Source organism: Micromonospora sp. NPDC093243 (assembly GCF_044753725.1).
In the GTDB taxonomy this organism is placed as follows: Bacteria; Actinomycetota; Actinomycetes; order Mycobacteriales; family Micromonosporaceae; genus Micromonospora.
The window spans coordinates 64,934-83,380 of sequence record NZ_JBIVNT010000009.1 but is presented as its reverse complement, the minus strand read 5'-3'; the positions used below and the strand labels follow the sequence as shown (position 1 = coordinate 83,380).

Annotated in this window: 21 protein-coding genes and 1 riboswitch; of the genes, 8 read left to right on the top strand and 13 right to left on the bottom strand. The window is 73.6% G+C overall.

Annotation, left to right across the window (positions count from 1 at the left end):
- Positions 1-17: 17 nt before the first annotated feature.
- Entirely contained in the window at positions 18-767 is a 750-nt protein-coding gene (locus ACIP9D_RS27365; protein WP_350874026.1) for an SIS domain-containing protein, read from the bottom strand.
- 34 nt (positions 768-801) lie between these two features.
- A complete protein-coding gene (locus ACIP9D_RS27360; RefSeq protein ID WP_350874025.1) occupies positions 802-1,632 on the bottom strand; it encodes an alpha/beta hydrolase in 831 nt (276 codons plus the stop codon).
- 73 nt (positions 1,633-1,705) lie between these two features.
- Positions 1,706-1,812: riboswitch (TPP riboswitch) on the top strand.
- A 75-nt stretch (positions 1,813-1,887) separates the two neighbouring features.
- On the opposite strand from ACIP9D_RS27360, the gene ACIP9D_RS27355 reads away from it, so the two are divergent.
- The 5 genes from ACIP9D_RS27355 to ACIP9D_RS27335 all read left to right on the top strand — a co-directional run bounded on the left by ACIP9D_RS27355 (position 1,888) and on the right by ACIP9D_RS27335 (position 7,185).
- A complete protein-coding gene (locus ACIP9D_RS27355) occupies positions 1,888-2,472 on the top strand; it encodes an ECF transporter S component (RefSeq protein ID WP_350874024.1) in 585 nt (194 codons plus the stop codon).
- Positions 2,473-2,632: 160 nt separating this feature from the next.
- A complete protein-coding gene (locus ACIP9D_RS27350) occupies positions 2,633-4,051 on the top strand; it encodes an ABC transporter ATP-binding protein (RefSeq protein ID WP_350874023.1) in 1,419 nt (472 codons plus the stop codon).
- Positions 4,048-4,848: an energy-coupling factor transporter transmembrane component T gene (locus tag ACIP9D_RS27345; protein ID WP_350874022.1), complete on the top strand. Its 801-nt coding sequence runs from the start codon at positions 4,048-4,050 to the stop codon at positions 4,846-4,848. The genes ACIP9D_RS27350 and ACIP9D_RS27345 overlap by 4 nt, the downstream gene beginning before the upstream one ends.
- Before the next feature lie 136 nt (positions 4,849-4,984).
- Positions 4,985-6,676 carry a PHP domain-containing protein gene (locus ACIP9D_RS27340; protein WP_350874021.1) on the top strand — a complete coding sequence of 564 codons (1,692 nt, stop codon included), beginning with the start codon at positions 4,985-4,987 and terminating at the stop codon, positions 6,674-6,676.
- Positions 6,673-7,185 (top strand): hypothetical protein, encoded by a 513-nt coding sequence (locus tag ACIP9D_RS27335; protein WP_350874020.1) that lies wholly within the window; start codon positions 6,673-6,675, stop codon positions 7,183-7,185. Before ACIP9D_RS27340 ends, ACIP9D_RS27335 begins: the two co-directional genes overlap by 4 nt.
- A gap of 93 nt (positions 7,186-7,278) precedes the next feature.
- Here ACIP9D_RS27335 and ACIP9D_RS27330 read toward each other — a convergent pair whose 3' ends face one another.
- Positions 7,279-7,533: a hypothetical protein gene (locus tag ACIP9D_RS27330; protein ID WP_350874019.1), complete on the bottom strand. Its 255-nt coding sequence runs from the start codon at positions 7,531-7,533 to the stop codon at positions 7,279-7,281.
- 303 nt (positions 7,534-7,836) lie between these two features.
- On the opposite strand from ACIP9D_RS27330, the gene ACIP9D_RS27325 reads away from it, so the two are divergent.
- Both ACIP9D_RS27325 and gndA read left to right on the top strand, forming a co-directional pair.
- On the top strand, positions 7,837-8,133 hold the full coding sequence (locus ACIP9D_RS27325) for a thiamine-binding protein (protein ID WP_088988093.1): 297 nt from the start codon (positions 7,837-7,839) through the stop codon (positions 8,131-8,133).
- A 238-nt stretch (positions 8,134-8,371) separates the two neighbouring features.
- Entirely contained in the window at positions 8,372-9,814 is a 1,443-nt protein-coding gene (gene gndA, locus ACIP9D_RS27320; RefSeq protein WP_350874212.1) for an NADP-dependent phosphogluconate dehydrogenase, read from the top strand.
- 37 nt (positions 9,815-9,851) lie between these two features.
- Here gndA and ACIP9D_RS27315 read toward each other — a convergent pair whose 3' ends face one another.
- The 5 genes from ACIP9D_RS27315 to recO form a co-directional block, all read right to left on the bottom strand.
- Positions 9,852-10,613, bottom strand: a complete 762-nt coding sequence (locus ACIP9D_RS27315) for a pirin family protein (RefSeq protein WP_350874018.1) — start codon at positions 10,611-10,613, stop codon at positions 9,852-9,854.
- Positions 10,610-10,810: a thioredoxin reductase gene (locus ACIP9D_RS27310; RefSeq protein WP_350874017.1), complete on the bottom strand. Its 201-nt coding sequence runs from the start codon at positions 10,808-10,810 to the stop codon at positions 10,610-10,612. Before ACIP9D_RS27310 ends, ACIP9D_RS27315 begins: the two co-directional genes overlap by 4 nt.
- 169 nt (positions 10,811-10,979) lie before the next feature.
- The gene (locus tag ACIP9D_RS27305) at positions 10,980-11,165 is read right to left on the bottom strand and encodes a hypothetical protein (RefSeq protein WP_350874016.1); all 186 of its coding nucleotides are present in this window, start codon (positions 11,163-11,165) and stop codon (positions 10,980-10,982) included.
- A gap of 70 nt (positions 11,166-11,235) precedes the next feature.
- Positions 11,236-12,048: an isoprenyl transferase gene (locus ACIP9D_RS27300; protein ID WP_350874015.1), complete on the bottom strand. Its 813-nt coding sequence runs from the start codon at positions 12,046-12,048 to the stop codon at positions 11,236-11,238.
- Complete coding sequence (recO, locus tag ACIP9D_RS27295) at positions 12,045-12,851, bottom strand: DNA repair protein RecO (protein ID WP_350874014.1); 807 nt, start codon at positions 12,849-12,851, stop codon at positions 12,045-12,047. Before recO ends, ACIP9D_RS27300 begins: the two co-directional genes overlap by 4 nt.
- A 102-nt stretch (positions 12,852-12,953) precedes the next feature.
- Between recO and ACIP9D_RS27290 the strand changes: the two genes are divergently transcribed.
- Positions 12,954-13,817 carry a DUF4097 family beta strand repeat-containing protein gene (locus ACIP9D_RS27290; protein ID WP_350874013.1) on the top strand — a complete coding sequence of 288 codons (864 nt, stop codon included), beginning with the start codon at positions 12,954-12,956 and terminating at the stop codon, positions 13,815-13,817.
- A 16-nt stretch (positions 13,818-13,833) separates the two neighbouring features.
- On the opposite strand, the gene ACIP9D_RS27285 is transcribed toward ACIP9D_RS27290, so the two are convergent.
- The 5 genes from ACIP9D_RS27285 to ybeY form a co-directional block, all read right to left on the bottom strand.
- On the bottom strand, positions 13,834-15,039 hold the full coding sequence (locus ACIP9D_RS27285) for an acyltransferase family protein (protein WP_350874012.1): 1,206 nt from the start codon (positions 15,037-15,039) through the stop codon (positions 13,834-13,836).
- Between the two features lie 248 nt (positions 15,040-15,287).
- The gene (era, locus tag ACIP9D_RS27280) at positions 15,288-16,202 is read right to left on the bottom strand and encodes a GTPase Era (RefSeq protein ID WP_350874011.1); all 915 of its coding nucleotides are present in this window, start codon (positions 16,200-16,202) and stop codon (positions 15,288-15,290) included.
- Positions 16,199-16,585, bottom strand: coding sequence for a cytidine deaminase (locus ACIP9D_RS27275; protein ID WP_350874010.1), 387 nt, complete (start codon positions 16,583-16,585; stop codon positions 16,199-16,201). Before ACIP9D_RS27275 ends, era begins: the two co-directional genes overlap by 4 nt.
- Positions 16,578-17,969: a hemolysin family protein gene (locus ACIP9D_RS27270; RefSeq protein ID WP_400451253.1), complete on the bottom strand. Its 1,392-nt coding sequence runs from the start codon at positions 17,967-17,969 to the stop codon at positions 16,578-16,580. The genes ACIP9D_RS27275 and ACIP9D_RS27270 overlap by 8 nt, the downstream gene beginning before the upstream one ends.
- Entirely contained in the window at positions 17,969-18,442 is a 474-nt protein-coding gene (gene ybeY / locus ACIP9D_RS27265; protein WP_350874009.1) for an rRNA maturation RNase YbeY, read from the bottom strand. The genes ACIP9D_RS27270 and ybeY overlap by 1 nt, the downstream gene beginning before the upstream one ends.
- Positions 18,443-18,447 lie beyond the last annotated feature (5 nt).

Here is an 18,447-nt window from a genome sequence, read left to right as displayed (position 1 = left end):
GCACCCGCCGGCGACGGTCAGGAGCCGCGGCGGATCCGGCCGGCGTAGCGGGCCTCCAGCGCGTGATTGTGCTCGTCGCCGCCGGCGATGTTGGCGGAGAGGTAGACCGGGGGCCGCTCCCCCGCGGCGAGCAGTCGGGCCACCACCTCGACCGTGATCTGCTGCGCGAGCAGCGCCGCGGTGATGGAGGAGACCGCGCCGACCGCGCCGCCGCCCGGCAGCGGCAACGTCGCGTCGCCGTACGGGGCGCCGTTGTCGAGCACCACGTCGGCGAGGTCGGCGAGCTTGCGCCCGGACGGGTGCCGGGAGGTCATCCGCGCCGAGTGCTGCGCCGAGGTGATCGCCACCAACCCGTGGCCGCGCTCCTTGACCAGGCTGGCGAACTCGACGATCGCACCGTTCACGCCCGAGTTCGAGGCCACCACGAAGACGTCCGCCGGGCGCACCGGCGCCAGCTCGTAGAGGCGGTGCGCGACCGACGGATCCCGCTCCAGGGTCGGCCCGAGCAGATCGGCCGGCGCGCCGCCGTGCAGCACCAGATCCCGCAGCGCGATCTTGTTGGTCGGCACCAGCCCGCCGGCCCGGCCAGCGATCTCCATCGAGAGCGCCTCGGAGTGCCCGGTGCCGAACGCGTGCACCACCCCGTCGGCGCGTACCGCGTCGGCGAGCAGGTCCGCGGCCCGACCCACCGCCTCCCGCTGGCCCGCGGCGACCCGGTTCATCGTCTCGGTCACCACCGCCAGGTAGGCGTCGGCGCTCAACGTCATGTCTCCTCCATCCCTAACGACCGCCGGACGCGGCTCAGGCCAGGCCCCGCACCCGGGCGACGATCGCCTCGGCCAGTGCCGCCGGCGCCTCGTCCGGAATCCAGTGGGTCACCCCGGGCAGCTCGACGAAGCGGTAGTCACCGGACACGTGCTCCGCGCACGCCTCGGCGGCGGTCCGGCCGATGGCGATGTCCCGGTCGCTCCAGACGAACGTGGTCGGCACGGTCACCGGCCCGACCGCGGCCAGGTCACCCCGCGACATCGCCCGGTACCAGTTCAACGCCCCGGTCAGCGCGCCCGGCGCGCGCATCGGCTCCGCGTACGCCGCCACCCGGTCCTCGTCGCCGACCCCGGCGAGCATCCGGCGCAGCGCCGCCGCCCGCAACCCGAGCAGCACCTTCTCCGCCTTGCCGGGCTGCCGGAACAGCACCATGTACGACGAGCGGACCTTCTGCTGCGCGTCGTGCGCCAGCGCGTACGCCATCGCGGCGGGGTGCGGCACCGAGACGGCGGTGAGGGTACGGATCCGGCCGGGGTGGGCGGCGGCCACGGCCCAGGCGACGACGGCGCCCCAGTCGTGCCCCACCAGGTGCGCGGCCTCGACGCCCAGCGCGTCGAGCAGCGCCACCACGTCGGCGACCAGCTCCGCCAGCTGGTACGCCTCGACGGCCTCCGGGCGGGCGCCGGGCGAGTAGCCGCGCTGGTCCGGCGCGTAGGTGCGCAGGCCGGCGGCGTGCAGGGCCGGGGTCAGGTCGTCGAACTCCCCGCCGTGCTGCGGAAAACCGTGCAGCAGCAGAACGGGCGGGCCTTCCTCCGGTCCACCGGCGCGGACGTCGAACGTGAATCCTCGGGCGTCGATCCGCATGATCAGCAGCCTACCCAGGCCGGCCGGCGTCGCCCGGCCCCCGGTCGCGGTGCTAGCGTCTGTGGAACAACTTCACATCCGACAGGGGAGCGCACAGCGCTGAGAGTGCGGGCACACGCCCGCAGACCCTCGAACCTGATCTGGGTAATGCCAGCGCAGGGAGTTCGGTCGACCTCCAGCCGCGCCGCCGTCCGGTTCCACCGGACGTCGGCGTGCGTCTTCTCCTGGTTCCTCCACAGAACTGGGAGCACTCGCATGACACAACCCGACACGAACCGTTGGCGGACCGTCGACATCATCGTGGCCTCGGTGATCGCCGTCGCCTTCGGCATCATCTTCTGGGCCTGGGGCCTGCTCTGGAACGGTCCCGCCGACGCCATTCCGCTGCCCGGCCGGGCGGTCCTCTACGGCGTCTGGCTGGTCCCCGCCGTCCTGGGCGGGCTGATCATCCGGAAGCCCGGTGCCGCCTTCTTCACGCTCACGGTCGCGGCGCTGGTCTCGGTGGCGCTGGGCAGCAGCTGGGGCTGGACGCTGGTCATCCAGGGCCCGCTGGAGGCGGCCGCCGCGGAGCTGGCGTTCGCGGCCTTCGGATACCGCAACTTCAAGGCGCCCATCGCGCTGCTGGCCGCCACGCTGGCCGGTCTCGCGGCGGCCATCTACGACGTCTTCGTCTGGTACCCGGAGACCTCGTGGGTCAGCTTCCGGCTCCCGTACATCCTGATCACCGCTGCCAGCTCACTGGTGATCGCCGGCTTCGGCAGCCTCGCCCTCACCCGGGCCCTGGCCAACACCGGCGTCCTCGACCGCTTCCCCGCCGCCCGCGAACGCCCCGCCATCTAACCCCCACCCCCCTCCCCCACCCCCCGGACCCGTTGATCAAGAGGTTTGCGTCAACGGCGGCCCGATTTCTGACGCAAACCTCTTGATCAACACGACGGGGCCGGTAGCGGCGCGGGCCGGTAGCGGCGCGGGCCGGTAGCGGCGCGGGGGGAGGGGTGTGGTGGGCGGGGTTGAGCTGCGGGGGTTCGGGTGGCGGCACGCCGGGCGCAAGCGCTGGGCCGTGCGCGACGTGGACCTGCGGATCTCCCGGGGCGAGCGGGTGCTGCTGCTCGGCCCGTCGGGGGCCGGCAAGAGCACCCTGCTGGCCGCGCTCGCCGGGCTGCTGCCGGAGGACTCCGGCGAGCAGGCGGGCACCGTCGAGATCGACGGGTTGGATCCGCGCAAGGACCGGGAACGCGTCGGCATCGTCTTCCAGGACCCGGAGAGCCAGCTGGTGATGGCCCGCTGCGGCGACGACGTGGCGTTCGGGCTGGAGAACCGGGGCGTACCGGCCGCGGAGATCTGGCCCCGGGTCGACGAGGCGCTGCGCCGGGTCGGCTTCCCGTACCACCGGGACCGGCCCACCGCCGCCCTCTCCGGCGGCGAGCAGCAGCGCCTCGCGCTGGCCGGGGTGCTGGCCCTTCACCCCGGCCTGCTGCTGCTCGACGAGCCGACCGCCAACCTCGACCCGGCCGGCGCCGCGCTGGTCCGCGACGCGGTCGCCGGGGCGCTGGACGCCGACACCACGCTGATCCTGGTCGAGCACCGGGTCGCCGAGGCGCTGCCGCTGGTCGACCGGGTGGTGGTGCTCGAACCCGGCGGCGGCGTACGCGCCGACGGCACCCCAGAGGCGGTCTTCGGCGCCCACGGCGACGCGCTCGCCGCCGAGGGCGTCTGGGTGCCCGGCCGGACCGTGCCGCCCCGGCGCGCCACCACCGCCCCGGGCGACCTGCTGCTCACCGCCGACCGGCTCGGTCTGCCACCCCGGCTGGCCGACACCGACCTGGCGGTACGCGCCGGCGAGGCGCTCGCCGTGCTCGGCCCGAACGGGGTGGGCAAGTCCACCCTTGCGCTGCTGCTCGGCGGGCTGCTCCGGCCGGGCACCGGCGCGGTGACGGCGAGCCCGGAGCTGGCCGGCCGGGACGCCCGCACTCCCCCGCACCGCTGGCGCGCCCCCGCCCTGGCCAACCGGATCGGCTCGGTCTTCCAGGACCCGGAGCACCAGTTCGTCACGAGCACCGTCCACGACGAGCTTGCTCTCGGCCCGCGCCGCACCGGCCGGCCCGAGGCGGCGATCCGGTCCACGGTGGACGAGCTGCTGGACCGGCTGCGGCTGACCGCGCTCGCCGGCGCCAACCCGTACACCCTCTCCGGTGGCGAGGCGCGGCGGCTGAGCGTCGCGACCGCCCTGGCCACCGCGCCCCGCCTGCTGGTCTGCGACGAGCCCACCTTCGGCCAGGACCGGCGGACCTGGCTGGAGCTGGTCGACCTCTTCGCCGAGCTGCGCGACGCCGGGCACGGCCTGGTCACGGTGACCCACGACCCGGAGTTCGTCGCCGCGCTCGCCGACCGACAACTCACCCTGGACCGGCGGTCGTGATCGGCCTCGAACCCGTCGCCGTGCCCGGGGCGCCACTGGCCCGGCGCAACCCGGTCGCCAAGCTGGCCGCCGCGCTGGTCTTCTCGATCGTGCTGGTCGCCACCCTCGACCCGGTCGCACCGGCGATCGCCATCGCGGTCGAACTGGCGCTGCTGCCGCTCTTCGGAGTGCGTTACCGGGTGCTGGCCCGGCGCGCGTGGCCGCTGCTGGTCAGCGCGGTCGGCATCGTGATCACCCTGGTGCTCTTCGCCGCCGAGCGCTCCGGCCGGGTGCTGGTCGAGGCCGGCCCGGTCGTGGTCACCTCGGGCGTGCTGCTCACCGCGCTCGGGCTGGTGCTGCGGATGTTCGCGGTGGCGCTGCCCGGCGTGATCGTGTTCGCCACCACCGACCCGACCGACCTGGCCGACGCGCTCGTCCAGAACGCCAAGGCGCCGGCCCGGTTCGCCATCGGGGCCCTGGCGGCGTTCCGGCTGGTGCCGCTGCTCGGCCAGGAGTGGCAGATGATCAGCATGGCCCGCCGGGCGCGCGGGGTGGACGCCGGGCGCAACCCGGTGGCGAAGCTGCGGCTCTTCGTCTCGACCGCGTTCGCGCTGCTGGTCGGCGCGATCCGGCGGGGTACCCGGCTGGCGGTGGCGATGGACGCCCGGGGCTTCGACGCGGGCACCCCGCGCACGGTCGCCCGCCGGCAGCGGTTCACCGCCGCGGACGCCCTCCTGGTGGCCGGCGCCGCGACGCTGGCCGCCGCCGCCCTCACCGCCAGCATCCTGCTCGGCACCTTCCGGCCCCTCATCGGCTGACCAGGCCGCGCACCTGGCCCGCCGGTATGGCCGGAGTCGCATGTTCGCATGGTTGCCGCGCTGGTGACACGCACTGTTCCCCTGCGCAGTCCAGATTGGCCCGCGGACTACTCCCCTGATCCGACTGGAGCAGCACATGGGCCACGGCCACGCGCACCATCACGATCACGATCCCGCCGCCGGCGGCGACGTACCTCCGGCGCTCGACCTCGGTGTCCCGGACGCCGAACTGGCGCCCGGTGACCTCAGCCGACGCGGCTTCCTGCGCAACGCCGGCCTGCTCGGCGCCGGCGCGGCCGCCACCGTGCTGACCAGCGGGACCGCCGCGCACGCGGCGGGCCATGACCACGGCCCCGGTGGCGACCACGGGCGCACCGGCGAGTTCCAGTGGCTCGCCGGCGACCACCACATCCACACCCAGTACAGCTCGGACGCGATGTACCGGGTGGTTGACCAGGCCCGGCACGCCCAGGCGTACGGGCTGGACTGGATGGTCGTCACCGACCACGGCAGCGTGGCCCACGCCAAGATCGGCGTGGACAAGGTCAACCCGGACATCGTCGCCGCCCGGGCCCAGCTGAAGGACCTGCTGATCTACCAGGGCCTGGAGTGGAACATCCCGGCCGCCGAGCACGCGACCGTCTTCGTCCACCCGGGGCGCAACGAGGTCGCCGTCCTCAAGGAGTTCGAGAACGCCTTCGACGGCAGCGTCAAGAACGCCGGTGACTCGACCCCGGCGAACGAGGCCCTCGCCATCGCCGGCATCAAGTTCCTCGGCGAGGCGGTCCGCAAGCGACGCGTCGAGGGCGCGCTCTTCCTGGCGAACCACCCGGCTCGGCGGGGCATCGACTCCCCGCACGAGATCCGCGCCTGGCGCGACGCCGACCCGAGCGTGGCGATCGGCATGGAGGGCGCTCCCGGTCACCAGGCGGCCGGCCTGCCCGGTGGCGGCCGGAACCGCGGTTACTACGACAACAGCCCGTCCGCCGCGTCGTTCCCCGGCTACCCACTGGAGAGCTACCGCACGTGGGGTGGGTTCGACTGGATGACCTCCACCGTCGGCGGACTCTGGGACAGCCTGCTCGCCGAGGGCCGGGCCTGGTGGATCAGCGCCAACTCCGACTCGCACGTCAACTACCTGGACACCTCGCAGCGGGGGCCGGACAGCAACTTCGACCTCAACGGCAAGCACAACGACCCGGTGTACGGCCCGCTGCTCAGCACGGCCGGCGACTACTGGCCGGGCCAGTACAGCCGTACCCACGTCGGGGCGAGCTCCTTCAGCTACCGGTCCGTCATGGACGGCCTGCGGGCCGGCCGGGTCTGGGTGGACCACGCCGGTCTGATCAAGGCCCTCGACGTCCGCGCCCGGATCGCCGGTGACCGGCGTCGGGAGTCGGGTACGCCGCTCGGTGGCGTGCTGCGGGTCAAGCGCGGTACCCGGGTCGAGGTGACCATCGACATCGACCTGGCCGACACCCCCAACTGGTCGCAGTTCGTGCCCACCCTCGCCCGGGTCGACGTGATCGCCGGTCGGGTGACCGGCCCGGTCGCCGACAAGGACGCCTTCACCGCACCCGACACCAAGGTGGTGAAGTCCTTCGAGGTCGCCAAGGGCACCGGCAAGGTCTCCTTCACCTACTCCTTCGGACGGGTGGACGAGCCGTTCTACCTGCGCGTCCGGGGTACGGACGGCAAGCGCAGCCAGCCCGGCCTGATGGGCGCGGCGGTCGACCCGTTCGGCCCGGCCCTGGACGTCACCGGCGCCGCGGACCCGTGGGAGGACCTGTGGTTCTACGCCAACCCCATCTGGGTCCTGCCGCAGTGATCCTGGGCCTCAGCCTGGGTCACCGGACCGTCCGGGAGGCCGAGCACTGGCTGGCCGCCCACGTCGTGCCGCTCGACCTGGCGGACCTGGTCGCCTGCACCCACCTGGTCGCCGCGCCGTACCCGCACGTGGCGCTCAGCGTGGCCGTGCCGGCGGCGACGGACCGGTTGGCCGGGCTGCCCAGCACCCCGCCGGAGCTGCGGACGGCGGCCGAGCGGGCGGCGGCCGAACACGGCGAACGCCGCTCCGGCCGGGCCGTGCGCTACCCCGGTGTGGACCGGCTGGTCGGCAGGCTCACCGTCGGCGAGGTGCTCGCGAACAGCGCGATCGAGCGGGTCGTGGTGCTCGGCGGGGCGACGGCCGGACCGGAGCTGCCGCTGGACACCCGCGACTTCGTCCGTCCCCAGTGGCGCGACGGCGAGCTGGTGCTGGTGGTCATGCCGCACCACACCGGGGCCGTCGCCCCGTTCGAGGTGGCCGACCCGACGCCCTGCTGCGCCGACCACTGAGCCCGGGTGCGGTTCGTCACCGATGGTGGCGAACCGCACCCGGTGCCGGCCGGTGCAGCGGTGGTTGAGGCGCAGCGGGCCCGCCTCCGCCGGTCAGCTGCGCCGGAAGGCGTACCGGCGGGGCGCGCCGGCCCGCTGACTTCCCCGGCCGGCGGCGGACCGACCGTGGCCGACCGGCGGACCGGCCTTCGGCGGGACCGGCCGGGTCGCCGGCTCGGTCGCCGCATCGAGCGGCAGCGGCGGCACCACGGGGGCGACCACCACGTCGAGGTCGGCCGGCGTCAGCTCCGCGACGTCGGGCGCGGGTCGAGGGGCACGGGACTTCTTCGGGTTGCGCTTGGTGGGCATCCGGGCCTCCTTCTCGGCGGACCGGCCGGCGGCCGGGCGACGCGTGGTCGCGGCGTGAACGGCGCGGTCTCGGCTGGGCGGGAACCGGGCTGACGACAGCCACGGTCCTGGCGGACGGGGATCGTCCCGGGATCGGCCACGACGGCCACCGACGCGGCGGTGGCGGAGAATGCGGACGCCCGGGAGCGCACGGACCGCACGCAGGGCGGCGGACCGGCTCGGAGGTGGGCGTCAGTTACGCATGTGCCGACCGTAACTCATGCCCAGCCGCACGCGCATCCGATTTGCTGGCAGGATCGGCACATGCTGATCGCGTTCTCGATCACCCCGCTCGGCGGCGACGACTCGGTGGGCGACCTGGTCGCCGAGGCCGTCCGGGTGGTCCGCGAGTCCGGCCTGCCCAACCGGACCGACGCCATGTTCACCACCGTCGAGGGCGAGTGGGACGAGGTGATGGCGGTGGTCAAGCGGGCGGTCGACGTGGTCGCCGCGCGGGCGCCGCGGGTGAGCGTGGTGCTCAAGGCCGACGTCCGACCCGGGGTGACCGACGCGCTCACCGGCAAGGTCGCGCGGATCGAGGCCCGGCTGGCCGAGGGCTGACCGTCGCCCGTCGCCGAAGGCGAAGCCGACCAGCAGCGCGGCCGGGAACGCGGGCGCCGCCCGCGACGCCCCGGGCGGGGAAACGCGCTCGCCGAACCCGGGCGTCGGGCCGTCGCGGTCGCCCTCCCGCAGCCGAACGCACCCGTCCCGTCACCGACGGTCGATCGTCGGCGCGGGTCGGCGGACAGCGCGATAGGTTCGAAGCCGCGGACAGCAGGAGCGAGAGGTGGCGGCACGCATGGCGGAGCAGGCGACGGCGCAGATCGGTGTGACCGGGCTGGCGGTGATGGGCCGCAACCTGGCCCGCAACCTGGCCCGCAACGGGTTCACGGTGGCGGTGCACAACCGCTCGCCGGAGCGGATCCGGCGCCTGGTGGCCGAGCACGGTGACGAGGGCACGTTCGTGCCGGCCGAGTCGCTGGCCGACTTCGTCGGGGCGCTGGAACGCCCCCGGGCGGTGATCGTCATGGTGAAGGCCGGCGCGCCGACCGACGCCGTGATCGACGAACTGGTCCCGCTGCTGGAGCCGGGCGACATCGTGGTGGACTGCGGCAATGCCCACTTCGCCGACACCCGCCGGCGGGAGGAGTCGCTGCGCGAGTACGGGCTGCACTTCGTCGGCACCGGCGTCTCCGGCGGCGAGGAGGGCGCGCTGCTCGGGCCGAGCATCATGCCCGGCGGCTCCGCCGATTCGTACCGCAAGCTCGGCCCGATCTTCGAGAAGATCGCCGCGCAGGTGCAGGGGGTGCCGTGCTGCCGGCACGTCGGCCCGGACGGCGCCGGGCACTTCGTGAAGATGGTGCACAACGGCATCGAGTACGCCGACATGCAGCTCATCGCCGAGGCGTACGACCTGCTCCGGGCTGGTCTGGGCGCGAAGCCCGCGGAGATCGCGGAGATCTTCCGGGGCTGGAACGACGGCGAGCTGGAGTCCTTCCTCATCGAGATCACCGCGGACGTGCTGGCGCACGCCGACGCGGCCAGCGGCCGCCCGTTCGTCGACGTGGTGCAGGACCGGGCGGAGCAGAAGGGCACCGGTCGGTGGACCGTGCAGAGCGCGCTCGACCTGGGCATCCCCATCACCGGCATCGCCGAGGCTACCTTCGCCCGGTCGCTCTCCGGGCACGTCGACCAGCGTGCGGCGGCCCGTCGGGCCTTCCCGGACGCCGGGGCGAAGTGGCAGGTGGACGACCGCGACACGTTCGTCGAGGACGTCCGCCGGGCGCTGCTGGCCTCCAAGATCGTCGCGTACGCCCAGGGCTTCGACCACATCCGGGCCGGCAGCCAGGAGTACGACTGGAACATCGACCTGGGCGGCACCGCGACCATCTGGCGGGGCGGCTGCATCATCCGGGCCCGCTTCCTGGACCACATCCGGAAGGCCTACGACGAGCAGCCCGACCTGCCCACCCTGCTGGTGGCGCCGTGGTTCGCCGAGACGGTCGGCGCGGGCGTGCCGAGCTGGCGACGGGTGGTGGCCGACGCGGCCCGGGCCGGGGTGCCGACGCCCGCGTTCGCCTCGTCGCTGTCCTACTTCGACGCGCTGCGGGCGGAGCGGCTCCCGGCCGCGCTGATCCAGGGGCTGCGGGACAACTTCGGCGCGCACACCTACCAGCGGGTCGACCGGGAGGGCGCCTTCCACACCCTCTGGGCCGGCGACCGTTCCGAAGTGGAGGCGTGACGAGCCCGGTCCCTGCGGGCTGCCGGTCGAGCGGGCGTCAGGCGAGGGTGGCGTGCATCTCCCAGACCAGGATCTCGGCCGGCTCGGTGGCGCTGACCCGCTGACCGCCGGTGGCGGTGAGTCGGGCGGCGTCGCCGGTGCCGAGCGGCCCGACGCCTTCCAGCGTGACCGCGCCGGTGGGCACGTAGAGGTGCAGGTAGGGCGCGTCCGGGAGGGTGACCGCGTCGCCCGGGCCGAGGCGGGCGGCGTGCAGGGCCGCGTACCGGTTTCGGATCCGGATGGCGGACGCGCCGTCGTAGCGCTCCATGCCGGACGCGACCGGCACCAGGTCGCCGCGCAGCAGCTGGTCGTCGATCTCCAACTGCTCGTAGCCCGGGTCGATGCCCTCGGTGTCGGGCAGCACCCACATCTGCACGAAGTGCACCGGGTCGGTGTGCGGATTGCGGCCGTCGAGCCGCCAGGAGTCGTTCTTCTCCGAGTGCAGGATGCCGGTGCCGGCGCTCATCCGCTGGGCCAGCCCCGGATAGATCACCCCGGAGTGCCCGGTCGAGTCCTGGTGGACCAGCGAGCCGCGGAGCACCCAGGTGACGATCTCCATGTCCTGGTGCGGGTGGGTCTCGAAGCCGGCGCCGGGCCGGACCACGTCGTCGTTGTTGACCAGCAGCAGCCCGTGGTGGGTGTTGGCCGGGTCGTAGTGCCGGGAGAAGGAGAACGAGTGCTTCGAGTCCAGCCAGGAGATCCGGGTGTGGAAGCGGTCGTCGGCCCGGCGTACGTCGACCGCCGGCGCGGGCGTGCTCACCAGGCCCGCTGCGCGCTGTCGGCGGGGGTCGGCGCCCAGGTCAGAGCCGGTTCGCCGGTGGCCAGCTCGCCGATCTCACCGGTGCGCAGCTGCGGCGCGTGACCGAGTTCGGCGCAGTGCTGCTCGGCGATCTCGGCACAGATCTCGGCCACCTGCTCGCAGATCGGGTCGCCCAGGTCGGCGGCGTTCAACGCCATGATCATTTTGTACCGAAGCTCCCGCATCGCCACCCCCGAAGACGGGAGCACCCCCACGACACCCCCGCCTGTCGATCCTAAGCACGGCCGCCCCCCGCCCACCGGCCAACGCCGCAGACGCGAATCTGCGCCGCCCGCGGCTCGGCGGGCGGCGCAGAATCCGGGTCGATCACCAGAACCGGCGGCGCTTGGCCTTCTGCGGGCGCAGCATGTCGGCACCCCGGGTCAGCAGTCGGGACACCCCGGAGGGGCCGCGACGAGCCTCCAGCGTGTGGCTCAGCCGGCGCGCGCCGGCGGCGGCCAGCGGCACGGCGACGGCCATCACCGCCCACTGGGCAATGCGCTTCTGGATCATGTGGGTTCACCTCCGTCAGTGGCTCCTGAGCAGACTGATACCCAGCGTGACGCCCAGGTAAGCCTCCGGATCAGGCCGGCGGGGCGACCGGGTTGGGCAGCGCGCCGCCGAACCGCCGGTCCCGCTGCGCGTAGAGCTCGCAGGCGTACCAGAGGTGGCGGCGGTCGAAATCCGGCCAGAGCGTGTCGAGGAAGGCCAGCTCGGCGTACGCGGTCTGCCAGAGCAGGAAGTTGGAGATCCGCTGCTCGCCCGAGGGCCGCAGGAAGAGGTCCACCTCGGGGATCTCGGGGTGGTAGAGGTACTTCGCCACGGTCTTCTCGGTGATCTTGTCCGGATCGAGCCGGCCGGCCGCCACCTCCCGGGCGATCGCCGCCGTGGCGTCGGCGATCTCGGCCTGGCCGCCGTAGTTGACGCAGAACTGCAGGGTCAGCGTCGAGTTGCCCCGGGACATCTCCTCGGCGGTCTGCAGCTCCGAGATGACGCTCTTCCAGAGCCGGCCGGCCCGACCGGACCAGACCACCCGGACGCCGAGGTCGACCAGCTGGTCGCGGCGGCGGCGGATCACGTCGCGGTTGAAGCCCATCAGGAAGCGGACCTCGTCCGGCGAGCGCCGCCAGTTCTCGGTGGAGAAGGCGTACGCCGAGAGATAGGGGATGCCCAGCTCGATGGCGCCCTCGATGGTGTCGAAGAGGCTGTGCTCCCCCGCCTCGTGGCCCTTGGTGCGGGGCAGCCCGCGGTCCTTGGCCCACCGGCCGTTGCCGTCCATCACCACCGCGACGTGCCGGGGCAGCGCCTCGGCGGGCAGCGCCGGCGGCCGGGCGCCGGACGGGTGCGGTGTCGGTGGCGTCGGCGTACGCCGGCCGGCCCTGCTCGTGCGAATCACTCTGTTCTCTCCTTCGCCCCGCTCTCGCCGGCCCCCGGGGCACCCCGGTCGACCAGCGGCAGCGAGCGTAGCGCGCGCTCCAGGTGCCACTGCAGGTGCGCCGCCACCAGGCCGCTGCATTCCCGGCGTACGCCGGCCTCGGTGGCATCGGCGACCCGCCAGTCTCCGCTCGTCAACGCGGACATCAGGTCGATGGTCGCCGGTGCGGGATGGGCCGCGCCCGGGGGGCGGCAGTCCGGGCAGACCGCGCCGCCGGCGGGCACGGAGAAGGCCCGGTGCCGACCCGGCGTGCCGCAGACCGCGCAGGCGATCAACGCCGGCGCCCAGCCCGCCAGGGCCATCCCCCGTAGCAGGTAGGCGTCGAGCACCAGGGTGGTGGCGTGGCTGCCCTCGGCGAGCGCGCGCAGCGCGCCCAGGGTGAGCTGGAACAGCCGCAGCGACGGCTCCCGCTCGACCGGGGTGAGCCGCTCGGCGGTCTCGGCGATCGCGCTGGCCGCGGTGTAGCGCGGGTAGTCGCCGAGGAACCGCTTGCCGTAGAGGTCGATCCCCTCGACCTGACTCACGGTGTGCAGCGAACTGCCGTGGTTGCCCTTGCGGTCGCCCGCGAGCTGGAGGTCGACGTGCCCGAACGGCTCGAGCCGGGCGCCGAACTTGCTGGTGGTGCGCCGGATGCCCCGGGCCACCGCGCGCAGGCGGCCGTGCCGGCGGGTGAGCAGGGTGATGATCCGGTCGGACTCGCCGAGCTTCTGCACGCGCAGCACCACCGCGTCGTCGCGGTAGAGCTGTCGGCGGTACCCGGCCATCGGGCCATTCTCCCTCGGGGTGCGATATCAGGGTCGGTTCGGGGTGGACGGCCGGACGAACCCCGATGCGCGGGGCCCGTTTTCAGCCGTAGCGTGCTCGCCATGGCCCTGCACCGCACCATCGGCCGCCGCGCCGACGACCGCGACGCCCGTCGCCCTGCCGACCGTCGCCCCGCCGCCCGCCGCCCTGGCGCCCGCCGGACCGGCGCGGTCGCTCTCGGCCTGGCCGCCACCCTCATCGTCCTCGCCGGGTGTGACAACCTCTCCTACCGCCGGCTCGACTACGACAACACCGAGGCGGCCCGGATCACCACGATCCGGGTGCTGCCCGGGGCGGGCGACGTGGTGGTGCGTGCCACCGGCGGCGCGTCGGAGGTACGGATCAAGCGGGTGGTGCGCTACCAGGGCGCCCAGCCCGACGCGACGTACCAGATCAACGAGAACGAGCTGGTGCTGGACACCGACTGCGGGTCGCGGTGCAGCATCTCCTACGAGGTGACCGCCCCGGAGGGGGTCGCCGTGCAGGGCGAGACCGGCTCCGGGGACGTCGAGCTGACCCGGGTCGGCACGGTGCAGCTGCAGCTCGGCTCGGGCAACGTCCGGCTGGCCGGCGGCAGCGGAGCGGTCCGGGTCGAGACCGGCTCGGGTGACATCGAGGTGACCGAGGTGACCGGCCCGGTCATCCTGCGGGCCTCCTCCGGCAACATCAGCGCCCGCCGGCTCTCCGGGCAGGTGGACGTCGAGGCCAACTCCGGCGACGTCGACGTGGAGGTGGACCAGCCGGTCTCCGCCCGCGCGCACGCGTCCAGCGGCAACGTCAACCTGGTCGTGCCCCCCGGCCGGTACCGGGTCCGGTCCAACACCGGCTCCGGCGACGCTCAGCTCGGCGTCGCCGACGACCCCGGCGCGTCCCTGGTCCTCGACGTCTCCACCGGCAGCGGCGACGTCTCGATCACCCAGCGCTGACCTCGACCGCGGGCGTCTATCGGCCGGTGCGCTGCGCCGGCACCGGACCGCGCCGGTCCGGGTCCGCCTCGGTCGGGCCCGGCACGCCCGCGCCGTCGGATCGGGCGGCAGCGGACCACGGGGCACCGTCGGCGGCACGAGCGGCAGCGCCGACGAGCACCGGCCGGGTTACCGCGCCGGCCGGTGGTGGGCTGGTGGGCGGCACGCCGGCGGGCACCGGGCGGCGGACTCCGGGGATCAGCTCGACCGGCCGGCGGGCGGCCAGGTCCTCCACCCAGCCCACCGCCAGCGTCACCGCGCCCACCAGCGCGAAGACCAGCAGCACCCGGATGGCCAGCCCGAGCGGATCCTGGTGCGACCAGCCCACCACGTCGACCAGCGGAGTGAGGGCGACCACGAACGGCATGTGCCAGAGGTAGACGGTGAGCGCCCTCCGGTTCAACACGGTCACCAGCCGGCTGAACAGCGCGCTGCGCTCGATCCACGCCGCGCCGGCCGGCCCCCGCCCCAGGACGACCAGGATGAACGCCGCCGACCAGAGCGCGTTGCCGAGGTGGATGTCGTTCAGGTCGTAGCCGCGGGGACCGGGGTGGGTGAGGATCCAACCGCCCCCGGCGGCGGCGAGCGCCAGCGCCAGCGGAACCAGCACCCGGTTGGCCAGCCGTCGGAGCATCCCGGCGTGGTGGGCGAAGCCGAGCAACCACGCGCCGAAGTAGAGGCCGAACTCCCGAGCCACCCCGGGCGCCGTCGCCCAGATGCCCGACTCGATCGCCGCGAGCAGGACGTACGGGGCGAGCAGGGTGGGCAGCGGGGCCCGGCGGAACAGCCAGAGCGCGACCGGCGAGGCGAGCACGAACCACAGGTAGTCGCGCAGGTACCAGATGACACTCAGCGCCAGCGCGCCCCAGTCGTTGGCCGGAGGGTCGGCGACCGGGAACAGCCAGAGCAGCACCCGTGGGGTCAACGGCAACCCGGTGAGCAGCATGGCCGGCACGAAGATCGCGGCCAGGACCCAGAGTGAGGGCAGCAGCCGACGCAGCCGGCGGCCCACCGCCGCCGGCCCGGACCGGTGCAGCGAGGCGGCCATCAGCGAACCGGCGAGCGCGAACATCACCGACATCGCCGGGAAGATCAGGGTCAGCGCGGCCCAGCCGGTGACGTGGTAGACGACGACTCGAACGATGGCCAGGAAACGGAGCAGATCAAGGTATCTGTTTCGCATCAGCCTGCATCTGTGTCGGGGGCACGGGCGCGAATGTCTCCTACCCTCCGCCCGCCCGCGGCCAAACGGACCGACACCCCGTCGAGAAGTGAAAGTTCCCATAGGTCCGACCGATGCCGATCATGCCGGTTTTCGGCCAGCACAGCGGGCCACCCGTGCGCTGACCGCTGCCGATCAGGGGTGGGCGGCAACGGTCGAGCGCCCGCCCCGGGGCCGGGACGGGCGCTCGAACAGAGGTTGCGGCCGGGTCAGAAGCCGAGCTTGCGCAGCTGCTTCGGGTCGCGCTGCCAGTCCTTCGCGACCCGGATGTGCAGGTCGAGGTAGACGCGGGTGCCGAGCAGCTCCTCGATCTGCTGCCGGGCGGCGGTGCCGACCTGCTTGAGCCGGCTGCCCCGGTGACCGATCACGATCGCCTTCTGGCTGGGGCGCTCGACGTACAGGTCGGCGTAGATCTTGGTGAGCTTCCCCTCGGGGAGCATCTCCTCCACCACCACCGCGATGGAGTGCGGCAGCTCGTCGCGGACGCCCTCCAGCGCCGCCTCCCGGATCAGCTCGGCGACCAGCACCTGCTCCGGGTCGTCGGTGAGCATGTCGTCCGGGTAGAGCTGCGGGGACGGCGGCAGGTAGTCGGTCATCACGTCGACCAGGGTGTCCACCTGGTGCCCGGAGACGGCGCTGACCGGCACCACGGCCGCGAAGTCGCCCAGCTCGCTCACCGCGAGCAACTGCTCGGCCAGGCGCTTCTTGTCGACCAGGTCGGTCTTCGTCACCACGGCCAGCACGGTCGCCTTCAGCTCCGCCAGCTCGCCGCTGATGAACCGGTCGCCCCGGCCCACCGGCTCGTCCGCCGGGATGCAGAGGCCGATCACGTCGACCTCCGACCAGGTCGTACGGACCAGGTCGTTGAGACGCTCGCCGAGCAGGGTACGCGGGCGGTGCAGGCCGGGGGTGTCCACGAGGACGAGCTGCGACTCCGGCCGGTGCAGGACAGCCCGGATGATGTGCCGGGTGGTCTGCGGCTTGTTCGACGTGATGGCGATCTTCTGCCCGACGATCGCGTTGGTCAGCGTCGACTTGCCGGCGTTGGGCCGCCCCACGAAACAGGCGAAGCCGGCCCGGTAGGGGCGCTCCTCCGGGTCCCGTAGACCGCCGGTCGCGCTCACTGGAGCACCGTGCCGAGAACGGTGCCGTTCGGCGCGGCCACGTGGATCGGCGCTTCGGCGGCGAGGTCGCGGACCGCCGCGTGCCCGGCGCCGTCCAGGGTCGAGGCCTCGGTGACCACCACCGCGGCCTCCAGCCGGGTCGCACCGGCGGCCACCGCCGAGGCGACCGCCAACTGCAGCGCGGTGAGGGTCAGCGACGGCAGCGCGACGCTCGCCGCCGCGTACGTCCGGCCGTCCTGGTCGCGCACTGCCGCGCCCTCCACGGCCGCCACCCGCGCCCGGGCACCCCGCGCCAGGACGACCAGCTTGCCGTCCTCGGCGCTCAGCTCGGCCGGCGCGGACGGGGTGGGCCGGGCGGCTGGCACGGCGGGCGACTCAGGCATCGGCGGGTTGCCTCTCCTCGGCTCGGTTCTGGTTGCCCCGGGACTCGGCGGACTCGCCGCGCCCCGGGCTCTCCTGCTGGTCGGTCGGCTCGATCCGACTCACCAGCACGGTGTCGATCCGGTTGCGTCGGCCGGCGGTGCCCTCGGCGATCAGCCGGAGACCAGCCAGCTCGACCAGCGCACCGGGGATCGGCACCCGGCCCAGCGACTGGGCGAGCAGACCACCGACCGTCTCCACCTCGTCGGTGGGCAGTTCGGTGTCGAAAAGCTCGCCCAGGTCCTCGACCGGGAGTCGGGCGGCGACCCGGACGGACCCGTCCGCCAGCCGTTCGACGGGCGGGCGTTCGACATCGTACTCGTCGGTGATCTCGCCGACGATCTCCTCCAGGATGTCCTCGATGGTGACCAGACCGCCGGTGCCGCCGTATTCGTCGACGACGATGACCAGGTGGTTACGGGCCGCCTGCATCTCGGAGAGCAGGTCGTCGACCGGCTTGGACTCGGGCACGAAGGTGGCCGGCCGCATCAGCTCGGAGACCGGCGACTGCTCGGCGGAGCGGTCGTCGCCGCGTACCCGCCGGATCAGGTCCTTGAGGTAGAGCACGCCGAGCACGTCGTCGACGCTCTCGCCGATCACCGGGATCCGGGAGAAACCGGAGCGGAGGAAGAGCGCCAGCGCCTGGGAAAGGGTCTTGCCCTCCTCTATCCACACCATCTCGGTACGCGGCACCATCACCTCGCGGGCGATGGTGTCGCCGAGGGCGAAGACCGAGTGGATCATCTGCCGCTCGCCGTGCTCCACGACACCCCGCTGCTCGGCCAGGTCGACCAGCTCCCGCAGCTCGACCTGGGTGGCGAACGGGCCCTCCCGGAAGCCACGGCCCGGGGTCACCGCGTTGCCGATCAGGATCAGCAGCGAGGCGAGCGGGTTGAGCGCGCGACCCAGCCAGCGCACCAGCGGCGCCACCGCGCGACCCACCGAGTAGGCGTGCTGCCGGCCGAGGGTACGCGGGGCGACCCCGACCACCACGAAGCTGACCACGGTCATCGCGCCGGCGGTGACCAGCGCCGCCCGCCATCCGGCGCCGAAGGTGTCCACCGCGACCAGCGCCACCAGCGTGGTGGCGGTCAGTTCGGCGAGCAGCCGCAGCAGCAGGAGCAGGTTGAGGTGGCGGACCACATCGCCGGCGACGGCTTGCAGCGCCCGAGCGCCGCGTGCGCCGTCACGGGTCAACTCGGCGGCGCGGGCCGGCGAGACCGCGGCGAGCGCCGCCTCGGTCATCGCGATCAGCCCGGCGAGCACCACCAGCCCGGCGGCGAAGACGAGCAGTTGCAGGTCCGGTAGGCCGGTGGTCGCACCGGCCGCGGAGGCATGAAGGGGTATCACCGGGACCGGCTCGACCGCCAGCTGGACAGCAGTCGGGCCTGGAGGGCGAACATCTCCCGCTCCTCCTCCGGCTCAGCGTGGTCGTAACCGAGCAGGTGCAGCACCCCGTGCACGGTGAGCAGGTGCAGCTCGTCGGCGGCGGAGTGGCCGGCGGTCGCCGCCTGCTTGGCCGCCACGTCGGGGCAGAGCACGATGTCGCCGAGCAGGGCCGGCTCGCCGCCGGCCGGGGCGCTCTCGCCCGGGCCGTGATCGACGCTGCCCTCGTCCATGGGGAACGCGAGCACGTCGGTGGGCCCGTCGCCACCCATCCAGCGGTGGTTGAGCTCGGTCATGTAGTCGACGTCGACCAGCAGCACGGAGAGCTCGGCGAGAGGGTTGACCCCCATCTCGTCGAGGGCGTGCCGGGCGACGGCGAGCACGGCGTCGGTGTCGACCTCGACACCGGACTCGTTGGCGATCTCGATGGACAACTGGA